The organism is Saccharopolyspora sp. NPDC049426, from assembly GCF_040676935.1.
GTDB lineage: Bacteria > Actinomycetota > Actinomycetes > Mycobacteriales > Pseudonocardiaceae > Saccharopolyspora.
Genome location: NZ_JBFAPZ010000002.1, coordinates 211950 through 226682 on the forward strand (window position 1 = coordinate 211950; position 14733 = coordinate 226682).

14 protein-coding genes are annotated in these 14733 nt (G+C 71.9%); 13 read left to right on the plus strand and 1 reads right to left on the minus strand.

Features of this window, described 5'->3' with window-relative positions; genetic code table 11:
• Window positions 1-100: 100 nt before the first annotated feature.
• Window positions 101-706, minus strand: a complete 606-nt coding sequence (mftR, locus tag AB0J78_RS04110) for a mycofactocin system transcriptional regulator (RefSeq protein WP_363786751.1) — start codon at window positions 704-706, stop codon at window positions 101-103.
• 82 nt (window positions 707-788) lie between these two features.
• Here mftR and mftA point away from each other — a divergent pair, with 82 nt between their 5' ends.
• From mftA to AB0J78_RS04175, 13 genes are all read left to right on the plus strand, one after another.
• Window positions 789-893 (plus strand): mycofactocin precursor MftA, encoded by a 105-nt coding sequence (mftA, locus tag AB0J78_RS04115; protein WP_132673720.1) that lies wholly within the window; start codon window positions 789-791, stop codon window positions 891-893.
• A 2-nt stretch (window positions 894-895) separates the two neighbouring features.
• On the plus strand, window positions 896-1168 hold the full coding sequence (mftB, locus tag AB0J78_RS04120) for a mycofactocin biosynthesis chaperone MftB (protein WP_363786753.1): 273 nt from the start codon (window positions 896-898) through the stop codon (window positions 1166-1168).
• 126 nt (window positions 1169-1294) lie between these two features.
• Window positions 1295-2482, plus strand: coding sequence for a mycofactocin radical SAM maturase (gene mftC, locus AB0J78_RS04125; RefSeq protein ID WP_363786755.1), 1188 nt, complete (start codon window positions 1295-1297; stop codon window positions 2480-2482).
• Complete coding sequence (locus AB0J78_RS04130; RefSeq protein WP_363786757.1) at window positions 2479-4389, plus strand: mycofactocin system FadH/OYE family oxidoreductase 1; 1911 nt, start codon at window positions 2479-2481, stop codon at window positions 4387-4389. Before mftC ends, AB0J78_RS04130 begins: the two co-directional genes overlap by 4 nt.
• Complete coding sequence (locus tag AB0J78_RS04135) at window positions 4386-6329, plus strand: mycofactocin system FadH/OYE family oxidoreductase 2 (protein ID WP_363786759.1); 1944 nt, start codon at window positions 4386-4388, stop codon at window positions 6327-6329. Before AB0J78_RS04130 ends, AB0J78_RS04135 begins: the two co-directional genes overlap by 4 nt.
• Window positions 6326-7252: a mycofactocin-associated electron transfer flavoprotein alpha subunit gene (locus AB0J78_RS04140; protein WP_363786761.1), complete on the plus strand. Its 927-nt coding sequence runs from the start codon at window positions 6326-6328 to the stop codon at window positions 7250-7252. Before AB0J78_RS04135 ends, AB0J78_RS04140 begins: the two co-directional genes overlap by 4 nt.
• On the plus strand, window positions 7245-8531 hold the full coding sequence (locus AB0J78_RS04145) for an FAD-dependent oxidoreductase (RefSeq protein WP_363786763.1): 1287 nt from the start codon (window positions 7245-7247) through the stop codon (window positions 8529-8531). Before AB0J78_RS04140 ends, AB0J78_RS04145 begins: the two co-directional genes overlap by 8 nt.
• Window positions 8532-8543: 12 nt before the next feature.
• Window positions 8544-8831 (plus strand): 4Fe-4S dicluster domain-containing protein, encoded by a 288-nt coding sequence (locus AB0J78_RS04150; protein WP_363786765.1) that lies wholly within the window; start codon window positions 8544-8546, stop codon window positions 8829-8831.
• Between the two features lie 4 nt (window positions 8832-8835).
• On the plus strand, window positions 8836-9672 hold the full coding sequence (locus AB0J78_RS04155; RefSeq protein WP_363786767.1) for a mycofactocin-associated electron transfer flavoprotein beta subunit: 837 nt from the start codon (window positions 8836-8838) through the stop codon (window positions 9670-9672).
• Complete coding sequence (locus AB0J78_RS04160; protein WP_363786769.1) at window positions 9669-10451, plus strand: mycofactocin-coupled SDR family oxidoreductase; 783 nt, start codon at window positions 9669-9671, stop codon at window positions 10449-10451. The genes AB0J78_RS04155 and AB0J78_RS04160 overlap by 4 nt, the downstream gene beginning before the upstream one ends.
• Window positions 10448-11791 carry a mycofactocin biosynthesis glycosyltransferase MftF gene (gene mftF / locus AB0J78_RS04165; protein WP_363786771.1) on the plus strand — a complete coding sequence of 448 codons (1344 nt, stop codon included), beginning with the start codon at window positions 10448-10450 and terminating at the stop codon, window positions 11789-11791. The genes AB0J78_RS04160 and mftF overlap by 4 nt, the downstream gene beginning before the upstream one ends.
• The gene (gene mftE / locus AB0J78_RS04170; protein ID WP_363786773.1) at window positions 11788-12462 is read left to right on the plus strand and encodes a mycofactocin biosynthesis peptidyl-dipeptidase MftE; all 675 of its coding nucleotides are present in this window, start codon (window positions 11788-11790) and stop codon (window positions 12460-12462) included. The genes mftF and mftE overlap by 4 nt, the downstream gene beginning before the upstream one ends.
• Before the next feature lie 193 nt (window positions 12463-12655).
• Window positions 12656-14683: a hypothetical protein gene (locus AB0J78_RS04175; protein WP_363786775.1), complete on the plus strand. Its 2028-nt coding sequence runs from the start codon at window positions 12656-12658 to the stop codon at window positions 14681-14683.
• Window positions 14684-14733: the final 50 nt, after the last annotated feature.

The window sequence follows — 14733 nt, forward strand, 5'->3', positions numbered from 1 at the left end:
GGCGTCTCGGCCTACTCGCCACGAAGGCGCTCAGAACCCGCCGCGGTGCCAGCGCCTCAGGTGGTGAAAGAGAATGCGGCTTCGCCGCATGGATTGACGACTACTGAGCGGCGTGCGCGAGCGCGAGTTCGCGCATCGCCGTGTCGAGCAGGGACGAGAGGCTCTGCTCGGGATGATCCAGCCAGTGCTGATACGCCGACAGCGCCACGCCCAGCGTCGCGTGCGCGATGGTCTGCGGGGTCAGCGCGGTTGACGACTGGCCGAGGCGGTGGCCGACGTATTCGGCCACCACCTCGCGCCACGCCTCGAATCGCAGTGTCGAATGCGCTTGCAGCGCGGGCACTCCCAGGATCAGTCGCATCCGCCTGCGGTGGTCGGGGGCCTGCTCGTCCGGGACCCGGTTGAACTCCACCAGGCAGTGCCGCACCGCGTCCATCAGCGGGAGGTCGCTCGGCAGCGCGCGGAACTCGGCGCGCATCCGCTCCAGGCCTGCGTCGAAGTCGCCCCACGGGATGTCGTTCTTCGACGGGAAGTAGTGGAAGAACGTGCGCCGCGCGATGCCCGCGGCGGCCGCGATGTCGGTGACCGTGGTGCGTTCGAAGCCCTGCTCGTCGAAGAGGTCGAAGGCGACCTGTTCCAGTTCCGCTGCGGTGGTGACCTTTCGGCGCCCACCGGATCGCTGTACTCCAGATGTGTCATGCCGCAACGGATCTCGCTCCAGGTCTTGTAAAAATGCACTCGGTGCAAATACCGTGTCGATGGTAGCTCGACACTGTGAGGAGCATCGCATGGCTGACCAGCAGATCGAACAGAGCACCGGCAACGAGCCCGTCGTCGAGGAGGAACTCCTGGTCGAGGAAGTCTCCATCGACGGGATGTGCGGGGTCTACTGATCATGACCGCCGCGGAGTTCGACATCAGCCGCGGCTACCGGTTGAATCCGCAGGTCGCGTTGCGCCCCGAACCCTTCGGGGCGCTCGCGTACCACTTCGGCAACCGGAAGCTGTCGTTCCTGAAAGTTCCTGAACTGGTGGAACTCGTGCAGCGGCTCGGCGACCACGCCAGCGTCGAAGACGCGCTGGCGGGCATCCCCGAGCCGCGCCGCCCGCAGTTCCGCACGGCACTCGCCTCTCTCGCAGCCTCCGACATGATCCGCCCGCAAGAGTGACGACCGTCCATCGTTCTGCTGGGCGGTGCGGGCCGAATCCCACACCTGAGACGGCGGCTTCGCCGCGTTGAGAAGAACAGTCGCCACCCAATGCCGACGACGAAGTCCCGTTGGAAGTGAGCCTGGATGACCACCACAGCACCGGTTCCCGCCCTTGTCGAGCAGTTCAAGGGCGGACTCGACGCCCCCATCTGCCTGACGTGGGAATGGACCTACGCCTGCAACCTCGCCTGCGAGCACTGCCTGTCGTCCTCCGGGCGGCGGGACCCGAACGAGCTCTCCACCGCCGAGATGAAGGCGGTCATCGACGAGCTGCAACGCATGCAGGTCTTCTACGTCAACGTCGGCGGCGGTGAACCTACCGTGCGACCCGACTTCTGGGAACTCCTCGACTACGCCATCGATCACCAGGTCGGGGTCAAGTTCTCCACCAACGGGCTGCGCATCGACGCCGAACGCGCGCGCCGTCTGGCCGCCACCGACTACGTCGACGTGCAGATCTCCCTCGACGGCGCGACCCGCGAGGTCAACGACGCGGTGCGCGGGCCCGGATCGTTCGACATGGCGATGACCGCGCTGCAGAACCTCTCCGACGCGGGCATGCGCGACTTCAAGATCTCCGTGGTGATGACCAGCCAGAACGTCGACCAGCTCGACGACTTCAAGGTCATCGCCGACGGGTTCGGCGCGCAGCTGCGCATCACCCGGCTGCGGCCGTCCGGGCGCGGCGCCGACGTGTGGGACGAGCTGCACCCCTCCGACGCGCAGCAGCGGCAGATCTACGGCTGGTTGGTCGCCCGCGGCGACCAGGTGCTCACCGGTGACTCGTTCTTCCACCTCAACGCGCTGGGATCGACTCCGCTGCCGGGTCTGAACCTGTGCGGCGCGGGCCGGGTGGTGTGCCTGATCGACCCGGTCGGCGACGTCTACGCGTGCCCGTTCGCCATCCACGACGTGTTCAAGGGCGGAAACGTCCGCGACGAGGGCGGTTTCGCGCGCGTGTGGCGGGAATCGGAGCTGTTCAACGATCTCCGGCAACCGCAGTCGGCGGGGGCGTGCGCGTCGTGCGCGCACTACGACTCCTGCCAGGGCGGTTGCATGGCGGCCAAGTTCTTCACCGGGCTGCCGCTGGACGGACCCGATCCCGAGTGCGTGCAGGGGTACGGGCAGTCCGCGCTATCCATCGTGGACAAGAGCGAGCTGCCGAAGGCGACGCAGGACCACTCGCGCACCTCGCGGCGCAAGGTCGGGCTCGGCATGCCCGCCGTTCCGGCGAAGCCCTGCGACTCGTCTCCGCTGGTGAGCGGGTTGTGAACCTCGTCGATCCCGTCCGGCTCGGCCGGAGCACCGCACCGTCGCGGGTCCTGTTCGGACCGCACGAGACCAACCTCGGTCGTGATCGGGACATCTCGGACCGGCACGTCGGCTACTACGCGGCGCGCGCCGCCGGTGGAGCCGGTGTGCTGGTCACCGAGATCGCGAGCGCGCACGACTCGGACTGGCCCTACGAACGCGCTCCGCTGGCGTCGAACTGCGGGCCGGGCTGGGCCGCCGTGGCCGAGGCGTGCCGTCCGCACGGGACGGTGGTGCTCGCCGGACTCGGGCACTCCGGGTCGCAGGGCTCCTCGGCGTTCTCGCAGCGCGTGCTGTGGGCACCTTCCCGGGTGCCCGACGTCGCCAGCCGCGAGATGCCGATGGAGCTGGAGCAGGACGAGATCGACGCGCTGGTGGCGGGTTTCGCCTCGGCATCGCGCGAGGCGATGCGCAGCGGACTGCAAGGGGTCGAGCTCAACGCCGGCCAGTACTCGCTGCTGCGGCAGTTCCTGTCCGGGCTGACCAACCAGCGCTCCGACGACTACGGCACCGACCGCACCCGCCTGCTGCGCGAGGTCCTCGCAGCGGTCCGCGAGGCCGTCGGGGAAGGCGTGGTCGGACTGCGGTTGTCCTGCGACGAGCTCGCCCCGTGGGCCGGCATCACGCCGGAGGCCGCGGTCGGGGTCGTCGAGTCGGTCCGCGACGCGGTCGACTACCTGGCGGTCGTCCGCGGATCGGCGATGGGCACCTCCGCCACCCGCCCCGACCTGCACACCGAGCCCGGCTTCAACATCGATCTCTGCAGGGGGATCCGCGAAGCCGCCGGGGGAACTCCGGTCGTCCTCCAAGGCAGCGTCGTCGAACCGGAACAGGCTCAGCGAGCCCTCGACGACGGCGTGGCCGATTTGGTCGAGATGACCCGAGCGCAGATCGCCGATCCCGACCTCGTCGCAGAGGTCCGCGACGGCACACCGGTCCGCCCCTGCGTGCTGTGCAACCAGAAGTGCAACGTCCGCGACAACCGCAACCCCATCGTCACCTGCATCGTCAACCCGTCCGCAGGCCACGAGACCGACGAACCCCTGATTTCCACTGAAATCGGGGGCCTGGGCTCGACTGGGGTTCGGGTTGGTTCTGGGGTGGAGCCGGGGTCGGTGTTGGTGGTGGGTGGTGGGCCCGCGGGGTTGGAAGCCGCTCGGGTGTTGGCCATGCGGGGGTGGAGCGTGGAGGTCGTCGAGCGCGAGGACCGGGTTGGCGGGATGGTGCGCACTGCGGCCGAAGTCGCCGGTCGGGAGCGTGTGGCGCGGTTGGTCGAGTGGTTGGAGGGGGAGGTCCGGCGGCTCGGCGTCCAGGTGCGGCTCGGGGTCGAGGCCGGTCCGGAGGACGTGGCCGGGCGCCAGGTCGTGGTGGCGACCGGATCCGTGCCGGGACCCTGGGGTTTCAAGGTCGACGGGGGTGTGGTGCTCGACGTGGTCGAGGTTCTCAGCGGGGAGACGCCCGAGGGGCCGGTGCTGGTGCACGACCCGGTCGGGGACTTCGTCGGCGTCGGGGTGGCCGAACTGCTGGCGGGCCGGGGCGTGGAGACCGCGATCGTGACGCAGGACCAGGTCGTGGGCACGCAGCTCGCGCTGACCGGCGACCTCGCCGACGCCAACGCGCGCCTGCAGCGGGCCGGGGTGGCGTTGGAGAAGCGGTCCCTGCTGCGCGAGGTGCGGGCCGATCACGTGGTCCTGGAGGACGTCCACACCGCCGAAATCCGGGAACGCCCGGCCACCACCGTAGTCCACTGCGGACACCGGCTGCCGGACCAGCGGCTCGACGGCGTGCGGATCGGCGACTGCGTCGCGCCCCGCACCGTGCACGAGGCGATCCTGGAAGGCCGTCGAGCGGCGGGAGATCTGCGATGAGCCGCTACCTGTTCTCCCCGCTGCGGCTGGGGCCGGTGACGGTGCGCAACCGCATCGTGTTCTCCGCGCACCTGACCAACTACGCGCGCGACGGCCACCCCACCGAGCAGCACGCCGCCTACTACGCGGCGCGCGCCGAGGGCGGTGCCGGTCTGGTGATCACCGAGGAGCACTCGACCCACCCCACCGACTGGCCGTACGAGAAGCTCATCCACGGCTTCGACCCGTCGGTGATCTCCGGCTACCGGCGCATCACCGAGGCCGTGCACGCCCACGGCACCCCGATCTTCGCGCAGCTCAACCACAACGGCGGACAGGCGTCGTCGATGTACTCGCGGCTGCCGGTGTGGGCGCCCTCGGCGGTGCCCGACCCGATGTTCCGCGAGGTCCCCAAGGCCATCGACACCCGCGAGATCGCCGAGGTCGTCGCCGGGTACGGCACGGTCGCCGCGCACTGCGCCGAAGGCGGGTTCGACGGCGTGGAGCTGCAGTGCTCGCACTCGTCGATCGTGCGCGGCTTCCTGTCCCCGGCCACCAACAAGCGCACCGACGAGTACGGCGGATCGCTGGCCCGCCGGGCCCGCATCCTGCTGGAGATCATCGGCGCCGTCCGCGAATCCATCGGACCCGACCGGGCGCTGGGCGTGCGGATCTGCGGCGACGAGCTGATCGAGGGCGGCACCACCATCGACGAGGCCGTCGAGGTCGCCAAGATGGTCGAGGCGACCGGCGAGGTGGACTACATCAACACCTCGATCGGCGTGGCCACCTCGACGCTGTACATGATCGAGGCGTCGATGGCGATCCCGCCCGGGTACGCGCTGTTCATCTCCAACGCCATCCGCCAGGCCGTCGACCTGCCGGTCGTCGGCGTCGGCCGCATCAAGGACCCGCTGCAGGCCGAACGCGCGCTGGAGGAGGGCCACTGCGACCTGGTGGGCGTGGTGCGCGGCCAGATCGCCGACGCCGACTTCGCGGCCAAGGCCCGGTCGGGGCACGCCACCGACATCCGGACCTGCCTGTCCTGCAACCAGGAGTGCGTCGGCCGGATGGGCCTCAACCGCTGGCTGGGCTGCATCGAGAACCCCCGCACCGGCAAGGAGTCCACCGCCCTGCCGATGCCGCGCAGGCGCAGCCGCGTGCTGGTGGTCGGTGGTGGCCCGGCCGGCTTGCAGGCCGCGTCCACGGCGGCCGAACGCGGCCACCACGTGACGCTGTTCGAGCGGGCGGCCGAGACCGGCGGGCAGGTCGCGCAGGCGGCGAGCGTGCCGGGACGAGCCGAATTCCTCGACGTCGTGCGGAACCTGCGCGCCGAGTGCCAGCGCCACGGCGTGGACATCAAGACCGGGACCGAGGCCACCGCGCGGCTGCTCCGCGAGGAACGCCCCGACGCGGTCGTGCTGGCCACCGGAGCCCGACCGCAATCACCGTGGTGGGCGGGCGATCTGCCGCGCGTGGTCGACGTCCGCGACGTGCTCGCCGGGGACGCCGCGCCCGAGGGCGACGTGCTGATCGTCGACGAACTCGGCTTCCACCAGGCGGCCTCGGTCGCCGAACTGCTGGCCGACCGGGGGTGCCGGGTGCAGATCAGCACCCCGGGCATGGTCGTCTGCCAGGACCTCGGCGTCACGCTGGACATGGAGACCTTCAACATCCGCGCGCACGCCAAGGGCATCGGGCAGCGCACCGACGAGGTCGTCATGGCGGCCTCCGCCGAGGGCGAGCGGGTGTCGCTGCAGATCCTCAAGCACACCACCGGTGAGATGGGCGAGCACGCCTTCGACTGGGTGGTGTGCGCGGTGCACCAGAGCCCGGTCGACGAGCTGTGGCACGAGCTGCGCGACGCGCCGTTCCCGGTGCACCGCGCGGGCGACTGCCTGGCACCGCGGCGCGCGCACGCGGCCGTGATCGAGGGACATCGAGTGGCGGTGGAACTTTGAACGCGCTGCCCGAGGTGCTGGCCGTGGTCGTCGTCCGCGACGGCGCACTGCCCGGCGGGGCCGACGAGACCGTCGCCGAGGCCGGGGGAGCGGTCCTGCTCGCCGGCACCGGAACCGCCCGCGCCGCCAAGGGGCTCCGCACCGCCCGCAGCACGTGGACCGCCGAGACCGCCCAGGTCGGGCCCGGTTCGCTGGCCGCGACGCTGGGGCCGCTGCTCGACGCGGTGCGGGTGGTGCTGCTGCCCGCCTCGCCCGACGGGCGCGACCTCGCGCCCCGGCTGGCGTTCGGCACCGGCCGTCCGCTGCACGCTGGAGCGACCCGCTGCGGCACCGACACCGCCGATCTGTCCAGAGTGGACGACGCCCTGGAGGTCCAGGTCCGCTTCACCGGTCCCGTGGTGGTGACGCTGACCCCCGGAGTGCGCGGCGTCGGCCACCCGATCCCGCCACCGGAACCCGTGACCATCGACGTCACACCGGCTGAGGTGCTCGACGCCGAACCGGTCGAGCTCCGCGAGCCCGAACCGGAGACGGTCGAGCTCACCGAAGCCGAACGCATCCTCGGCGGCGGAGCCGGTCTGGTGCGGCAAGGCGAGGACGGCACGGCCGTGATGTGCACGCTGACCGAGGTCGCCGCCTGGCTCGGCGCCTCCGCCGGAGCGACCCGGGTGATCACCGACGCCGGGTGGGCCGGGCACGACCGGCAGATCGGCACCACCGGCGTCGTCGTCGACCCCGAGCTCTACGTGGCCCTCGGCATCTCCGGCGCTGCGCAGCACACCGGTGGCCTGGGAAGACCCGAGCACGTGGTCAGCATCAACACCGACCCGTCCTGCCCGATGACCGCGATGGCCGACCTCGGCATCATCGCCGACGCCCCCGAAGTCCTGCGCGAACTCGACCGCCGGAGACGAGATGCCTGAAGTCGACACCGTCGTGGTCGGCGCCGGTCCCGCCGGATCGGCCGCCGCACTGGAACTCGCCCGAGCCGGGCGCAGCGTCATCCTGCTCGAACGCGGTCCGTTCCCCGGCTCCAAGAACGTCTACGGCGGAGTCGTCTACGGCCGGGTGCTCGACGAGGTGCTGCCTGAGTGGTGGCGCGAAGTGCCGGTGCAGCGCTGGGTGACCCGCCGCAGCACCATGATGCTCACCGATCGCCAGGCGCTCACCGTCGACTTCCGCACCGAGGACTGGGGCAACGCCCCCTACAACGGCATGACGACCTTCCGCGCCGACTTCGACTCGTGGCTGGCGGGCAAGGCCGTCGACGCCGGAGCGCGGCTGGTCACCTCCACGGTGGCCACCGACGTGATCCGCGAGGACGGCCGGATCGTCGGCGTGCGCACCGATCGCCCCGACGGCGACATCCGGGCGCGCGTGGTCATCGCCGCCGACGGCGTCAACTCGTTCCTCGCCAAGCAGGCCGGACTGCTGCCCGCGACCGACCCCGAGCACCAGACGCTCGGCGTCAAGGAAACCCTGGCGCTGCCGCGGAAAGCCATCGAGGAGCGCTTCGCGCTCACCGGCGACCACGGCGCGGACTTCGAGATCCTCGGCTGCACCGGGGGCATCCCCGGCGGCGGGTTCCTCTACACCAACCGCGACACCGTCAGCGTCGGCGTCGTCCTCTCGCTCACCGGGCTCGCCGCCTCGGGCAGGCGCCCGGAGGAGGTGCTCGCCGACCTCAAGGCGCACCCGGCGATCGCCCCCTACCTGCGCGGCGCGGAGCTCAAGGAGTACTCCGCGCACCTCATCCCGGAAGGCGGGTACCGCAGCATGCCGCCGCTGTCCACGCCGGGGATGCTCGTCACCGGTGACGCCGCCGCGATGTGCCTGGCGGCCGGGATCTGGCTGGAGGGGGTCAACTTCGCCATCGGATCCGGTCTCGCCGCCGGGCGCACCGCCGCCGAGTCCATCGAGAACGGCGGCGGGCTCGACGGCTACCGCGAACGGCTGGAGGGCAACTTCGTGCTCGCCGACCACAAGCGGCTGCAACGCGCGCCCGGCCTGGTGCTGTCGGACCGGGTTCAGCAGCAGTACCCGAAACTGCTGTGCGACTTCGCCCAGGGCGTGTTCACCGTCGGCAACCCTGAACCGAAACCCGGTCTGGGCAAGCTCTTCCGCGCTACCGCCGCCCGTCACGGCGTCCGACTGCGGAAGCTGGCCGCGGACGCCTGGACCGGACTGCGCACCTTCGGCTGAGGAGAAACGACCATGTACCGAGACATCTCGTTCGACGACCGGATGGACACCGTGGACTTCGACGTCGGCGAGCGGGCGCACATCACCGTCGACACCGAGGTCTGCCGGTCCTGCACCACCAAGGCGTGCGTGGCGGCCTGCCCGGCGAAGCTGTTCGTGCCCACCGGCGACGGTGGCATCCTGTTCAACTACGAGCAGTGCTTCGAGTGCGGCACCTGCTACCAGATCTGCAACAACGCCGGAGCCATCAGCTGGACCTATCCCGACGGCGGCCACGGCGTCGTGTTCCGGAAGGGTTGAGCACATGCGCATCGCCGTGGCACTGAGCCGATCCTGGCAGCGGGTCGAGGTCGACCCGCTCACCGGCGCCCTGGCCGGCGGGCACCGGGGCGAGAGCGCGGCCGAACACGCCGCGCTGGAACACGCGCTGCGGCTCGCCGAGCTCACCGGCGGCCAGGTCCACGCCATCACCGCCGGCCCGGCGGAAGCGGAGGAGGGGCTGCGCGAGGCCCTGGCGGCCGGAGCGGACCGCGCCACCCGCGTCGACGTCAGCACCCCGCTGGACCCGAACGCGCTGGCGCACAACGGATCCACCGCCGCGGCGCTGGCCGCCGCCTTGCCGGAGGTGCCGGACCTGGTGCTCTGCGGTGACAGGTCCTCCGACGGCGGAACCGGCGCGACCCCGGCGTTCCTCGCCGCGCGCCTGGGCGCCGCCCAGGCGCTCGGTGCGGTCCACCTCGAACTCGACGGCGACCGGCTGCTGGTCCATCGCCGGCTGGACCGAGGCGCCCGCGAGGTCCTGCGCCTGCCCGGTCCCGCCGTGGTCTCCGTCGAAGGCGGACTGCGGCTTCGACGCGCCGCGCTGCCCGCCGTGCTGGCGGCGCAGGACGCCGAGATCGAAATCCTGCCGTGGAAACCGGCTCCCACCTGCGCCGACGTCGTCAGCACTCGGCCCCGGCGCCCGCGAGCCCGCGAACACCTCGCGCCCAGCGGGGACAGCGCCCACCACCGGGTGCTGGAGCTGACCGGCGCGCTGGTCGAGCGCACCCCGCCGACCGTCATCGGCCCGCTGAGCGCGGCCGAGGCCGCCGACGAACTGCTGGCCTACCTGCGACGCCACGGATACGGGGCGCGGCCGTGAACCGGGTCGCGATCGTCACCGGCGCCGCCAGGGGAGTGGGGGCCGCGGTCGTGCGGCAACTCGTCGGCGAGGGCTGGCGGGTCGTCGCGCTCGACGTGTGCGCCGACCTGCCCGGCGTGGCCTACCCGCTCGGCACCCGCGATGAACTGCGCCGACTCGCCGACGAGCACCCGGAGTCGGTGCGCGAGGTCGTCGCCGACGTCCGCGACGCCGCCGCGCTGGCCGAAGCCGTCCAGGTGGCCGAGGCCGAGTTCGGCGGGCTCGACGCCGCCGTCGCCGCGGCGGCCGTGATGGCCGGTGGGTCGCCGTTGTGGGAGACCACCGACACCGAGCTGGACCTGCTCTTCGACATCGACGTCCGGGGCGTGTCCAACCTGGCCCGCGCCGCGGTCCCGGCGATGCTGCGCCGCCCCGAACCCCGTGCCGGGCGGTTCGTCGCGCTCGCCTCGGCCGCGGCGCACCGGGGCCTGCACCACCTGGCCGGCTACAACGCGGCCAAGCACGCGGTGGTCGGGCTGATCCGCGGACTGGCCACCGACCTGCGCGGAACCGGCATCAACGCCACCGCGGTGTCGCCCGGCTCGACCCGCACCGACATGCTCACCGCGACCGCCGCCTACTACGATCTCGACGACGTGGAGGAGTTCGCCGGGCACCAGGTCGTCGAACGACTGCTGGAACCCGAGGAGGTCGCCGCCGCCGTGTGCTGGCTCTGCGACGAACGCGCCTCGGCGATCACCGGCACCGTCGTCCACGCGGACGGAGGCTTCACGGCGTGAGACTGGTGGCCGATCCGAGCCTGCAGCGCTGGGACGACGGGCTGACCGTCGCCGGCGGCTCCCCGTACCGCATCATGCGGCTGACCGCGCGCGGCGGCGAACTCCTCGACGAGTGGCTCGCCGGTAAGCCCGTGACCAGCGGGAGGTCGCTGGCGCAGCGGCTCGTTCGCACCGGTCTGGTGCACCCCGAGCACGACACGGCGACCCTGGGACCCGATGACGTCACCGTCGTCATCCCCGTCCGCGGCGAGAACCCCACCGCGCTGCTCGCGGCCCTGGAGGGCCTGCGCGTCATCGTCGTCGACGACGGCTCCCCGGCACCGATCCCGGGTGCCGCCGTCCGCCACGACACCGCGCGCGGTCCGGCCGCCGCGCGCAACGCCGGACGACGCCTGGTCACGACACCGCTGGTGGCCTTCCTCGACGCCGACACCCTCCCGCAGCCTGGTTGGCTGGACCCGCTGCTGCGCCACTTCGAAGCACCCGACGTCGCCGCGGTGGCGCCGAGAGTGCGCAGCACACCCGGTGGTTCGGCGCTGGAGCGCTACGAGCGGACCCGCTCACCGCTGGACCTCGGCCCCCAACCCGGGCCCGTGCTGCCCGGCAGCCGCATCAGCTACGTCCCCACCGCCGCGCTGCTGATCCGCACCGAAACCCTCGACGAATTCGGGGGTTTCGACGAGACCATGCGCTTCGGCGAGGACGTCGACCTCGTGTGGCGGCTCACCGCCCGGCACCAGGCCCGCTACGAACCCGCCGCGATCGTCGAACACGCCCCGCGCCCCAGCTGGCCCGCGCTGCTGCGGCAGCGCTACGGCTACGGCTGCTCGGCCGGGCCGCTCGGACGCCGCCACGGCGAACACGTCGCGCCCGTGCGGATCTCGCTGTGGAGCGTGCTGACCTGGCTGCTGATCGCACTCGGCCGACCCGGGGCCGCCCTGGCCGTCACCGGCGCGGCGGCCGTCATGCTCAGCCGCAAGCTCGGCGCCCTCGGCATTCCCGCGACCGATTCGATCAAGCTCGCCGGGCGCGGGAACCTCGGTGCGGCAAGGCTCCTCGGTGATGCCATCGGACGCTCCTGGGCGCCGCTGGCGATCCCGCCGCTGCTGCTGACCAAGCGCGGACGCGTCGTGCTCGCCCTCGTCGCCGCCCGCCACCTCGCCGAGAAGGGCGAGCTCGACCCGGTCCGGCACGCCCTCGCCCGCGTCGCCGACGACGCCGCCTACGGCTGCGGTGTGCTGCGCGGCGCCCTGCGCGAACGCAGCACGATCGCGCTGCGGCCGGTGCTCACCGACCGAGGCGGGCGCAGCAGCGTGCCGGTCAACGGGGACCCGGCGTGAACCTCGGCGAGACCACCTGGCCCGAGCTGCGCGAACCCCGGTTGCTCGCCATCCCCGTCGGCGCCACCGAGCAGCACGGCCCGCACCTGCCGTGCACCGTGGACACCGACATCGCCGGCGCGCTGTGCGAGCGCCTCGCCGAACAGCGGCCCGTCGTCATCGCCCCCGCCGTGGCCTACGGCTCCAGCGGAGAGCACGCTGCGTTCCCCGGCACCCTGTCCATCGGGCAGACCGCCACCGAAATGCTGCTCACCGAGCTCGGCCGCTCGGCCGACGCGTTCGCGGGCGTGGTGCTCGTCTCCTGCCACGGCGGCAACGCCGCACCCGTGCGCAACGCGGTGCGCACGCTGCGCTCCGAAGGCCGCCGGGCGCTGGCCTGGTCACCGACCGGACCGGCCGACGACAGCCACGCCGGACGCACCGAGACCTCGGTGATGCTCGCCCTCCGGCCGCACGCCGTGCACCTGGAACGGGCCGAACCCGGCAACACCGCACCGCTGCCGGAGCTGATCGACCGGCTCCGCGACGGGGGCACCGCCGCGGTCAGCGACAACGGCGTCCTCGGTGACCCGCTCGGCGCCAGCGGATCCGAAGGCCGCCGAATCCTTCACGCCTGGACGGAAAGCCTCGTCGACGCCGTCGACACCTGGGCGTCGACCACCGAGCGCTGACCGGAGCAGATGGCCCGGTGAAAAGGGCGAAAACGCCCATCTATAGTCGATCACGCGGCCCGCCCGCCAGTGAGCAGGGCGCGGAACACTTTTTCTGGAAGGACCCGTTGGGTTGAGCGTGACGAACGACCTCGTCGAACCTGAGTTATCGGAGCCGACACGACGAGGGAACATCCCCGCGCCCCGGTGGCGAGTGGACCGGATCGCCCTGTGGGCGGTGCCGCTGCTGGCGGCGGTGGCCGGACTGGGCTTCGTGCTGGTGAACGTCCACTACAACGGCGGCCACTACATCCCGCCGCTGGACGACACCTACATCCACCTCCAGTACGGCAAGCAGATCGGGCAGGGCGAGTTCCTGCGGTACAACGACGGCGACCCGATCAGCACCGGCGCCAGCAGCCTGCTCTACGTGCTGGTTCTGGGTGCGCTGCACTTCCTCGGGATGCACGGCGGTCTGCTGATGCCCGCCGCCGTCCTGTTCGGCGTGGTCTGCCACGCGCTCACCGCAGGTGGCGTGGTGCGGCTGGGCCGCCGCGTCGCCGGTCCCGTCGCGGGGGTGTGGGCGGGCGTGCTCGTCGCGCTCAGCGGACCGCTGCTGTGGGGCGCCTCCAGCGGCATGGAAGTCTCGATCACCTCGTTGCTGCTGGTCGCGACGCTGCTGATGCTGGTGCGCGAGGCGCCGAGCGGAGCCTTCAGGTTCACCCCGGTGCTGGTGTCGCTGGCCGCCCTGTGCCGGCTGGAAGCCCTGGTGTTCCTGCTGCTGGTGCCGCCGCTGATGATGGCCCTCAGCGCGCGTCGCGGGCGGAACCTCGCCGCCCGGATCGCCTCGGTCGCCTGGTGCGCTCTGCCGTTTGCCGTGATCGCCGCGCAGCTGCTGTTCTACCTGGTCACCACCGGGCACTCCTCGCCGAACGGCTCGCAGGCCAAGTCGCACCTGAGCATGCCGAACCTGAGCCTCGGCGAACTCGCGGGCAAGACCGCGGACAACTTCTCGGCGTTCATGGAGATCCTCGCCGGGCTCAACCGGCAGGACTTCGCCTTCCCCGGCGCGCTGCTGCTGGCCGCGCTCGGCGTGGCCGTGCTGGTCCGCGACGGCGGGACGCGTCGGTGGGTCGGCTGGACGATCGGCATCGGAACGCTGCTGGCGCTCGGCGCGATCTCCATGATGGGAACCGCGCTGTGGCAGCAGGTCCGCTACCTGCAGCCGTTCCTGCCGCTGTTCGTGCTCGCCGCCGTCATCGGCCTGGTCGAGGTCGGCAAGCGGCTGCGGCTCGGCGACAAGGCCCCGGTGGCGCTGCTGGCGGTGGCCGGGCTGTTCACGGCCCTGTCGGTGCCGACCTGGGTGCACAACGCGGTGCAGGACTCCGGCGGCATCCGGGAGCGCGTCGTCGCCCTGGCCGCGTGGACCAAGGGCAACCTGCCGGAAGGCGCGCGGTTGGGCGTGCACGACGTCGGCGCCGCCGCCTACCTGGGCGGGCACCCGACGGTGGACCTCGTGGGACTGACGACCAACGGCCTCGCCAAACCCGCGCTGCACGGCATGGGCGCGCTCTACGAGGAACTGCGCGCGATGTCGCCCGACGACCGCCCCGACTACATCGCCATCTACGACCGCATGCCCAACGGGGTGCAGCTGGAGCACCTCGCCGACGCGGGCGTCCTGGGGGCGCCGGTTCTCTCGCTGCCGGTGATGACGGTGTACAAGGCCGATTGGAGCCTGATCGACACCGGTGACGTGCCGATGCGTCCGTTCCGCGGCACCATCCGGGACCACGTCAACGTCGGGTCGATGACCTCGGAGTCCGACCACGACCACGAGGTGCACACCTCGCGAGCGGGCTTCCAGCCGCTCACCGAGGCCCGCACGCTCGAAACCGGTGGGCACGAGGTCGTCGACAGCGCCAGGCACATCGTCGGCGAGGAGGAGTTCACGCTGCGCAACCTGGTTCCCGGGGAGGAGGTCCGGCTCATCGCCCGGCACGACTCCACCGGCCCCAAACCCGGGCTGTACACGGGAGCGCGGGACGTGCGGGTGTTGGTCGACGGCACCGACCTCGGCAAGCACTGGCTCAAGCCGGAGGCGAAGGGCTGGTCGGAAACCGTCATCACGATCCCGGCGCACCTGGTGACCAGCAGCGAGCTGACCGTCCGCCTGGCCGGGCTGACCTCGTTCGGCCCGTCCCCGGATTACAAGGCGTTCGGGTACTGGGCGGTCCAGTGACACCGTGACCTGGGCCGGGCGCGGTTGACACCCGCGCCCGGCCTTTGTGT